A 1131-nucleotide genomic window follows, 5' to 3' on the forward strand; every position below is an offset into this window, starting at 1 on the left:
GGGGGGGGCGGGGCCGGGGGCCGGGCCGGCCGGAGGGCGCCCGGCGCCGGGCGTCGTTGCCGGCGCAGGGGATGCCCGCCGGGCTGCCGGCCGGGCCCTCGGACCCTGAGCTGCTGGCCGAGGCGCTGGCCGAGCTGGAGCGGATGGTGGGCCTGGAGCCGGTGAAGCGGCAGGTGAAGGCGCTGTCGGCGCAGCTGCACATGGCCCGGCTACGGGCCGGGCAGGGGCTGCCGGTGCAGCCGCCGAAACGCCACTTCGTCTTCTCGGGCCCCTCGGGCACCGGCAAGACCACGGTGGCCCGGATCCTGGGCCGGGTCTTCTACGCGCTGGGGCTGCTCGGCGGGGACCATCTGGTGGAGGCGCAGCGGGCGGACCTGGTGGGCGAGTTCCTCGGGCAGACCGCGGTGAAGGCCAACGAGCTGATCGATTCGGCGATCGGCGGGGTGCTGTTCGTGGACGAGGCGTACAGCCTGTCGAACTCCGGGTACAGCAAGGGCGACGCGTACGGCGACGAGGCCCTCCAGGTGCTGCTCAAGCGGGCCGAGGACAACCGGGACCACCTGGTGGTGATCCTCGCGGGCTATCCGGCGGGCATGGACCGGCTGCTCGCCGCGAATCCCGGGCTGTCCTCGCGCTTCACCACCCGGGTGGACTTCCCCAGCTACCGTCCGCCGGAGCTGACGGCGATCGGCGAGGTGCTGGCCGACGCCGACGGGGACCGGTGGGACGAGGAGGCCCTGGAGGAGCTGCGCAGCATCAGCGAGCACGTGGTGGAGCAGGGCTGGATCGACGAGCTGGGCAACGGCCGGTTCCTGCGCACCCTGTACGAGAAGAGCTGCGCCTACCGGGACCTGCGGCTGGCCGGCTACGCGGGCACGCTGTCCCGGGAGGACCTGGCGACGCTGCGGCTGCCGGATCTGATGCAGGCGTACGGGGAGGTGCTGTCGGGGCGGGGGCCGGCCGACCGGGGGCGGCCGGGGCCGCCCCCGGTGTAGGCGGGGGGTGCGGCCGCGGCGTCCGGGGGGGGGCCCCCCCCCCCGCAGGCGGCGGGGGGGGGGCCGGGCCGGGCGGGGTTGGCCCTGTCTTGTTTTACACATCTCCTGCCCCCCCGAACGCGCGCGGGCTTCGATT

The 1131-nt window shown here is 75.3% G+C and carries 1 protein-coding gene; it reads left to right on the plus strand.

Annotation, left to right across the window (positions count from 1 at the left end; all coding sequences use genetic code 11):
* On the plus strand, positions 1-995 hold a 995-nt coding region (locus GPJ59_RS36415), incomplete at its 5' end, for an AAA family ATPase (RefSeq protein ID WP_258025450.1).
* Positions 996-1131 lie beyond the last annotated feature (136 nt).

The sequence above is a fragment of the Streptomyces bambusae genome (genome assembly GCF_019400985.1).
GTDB classification, from domain to species: Bacteria; Actinomycetota; Actinomycetes; order Streptomycetales; family Streptomycetaceae; genus Streptomyces; species Streptomyces bambusae_A.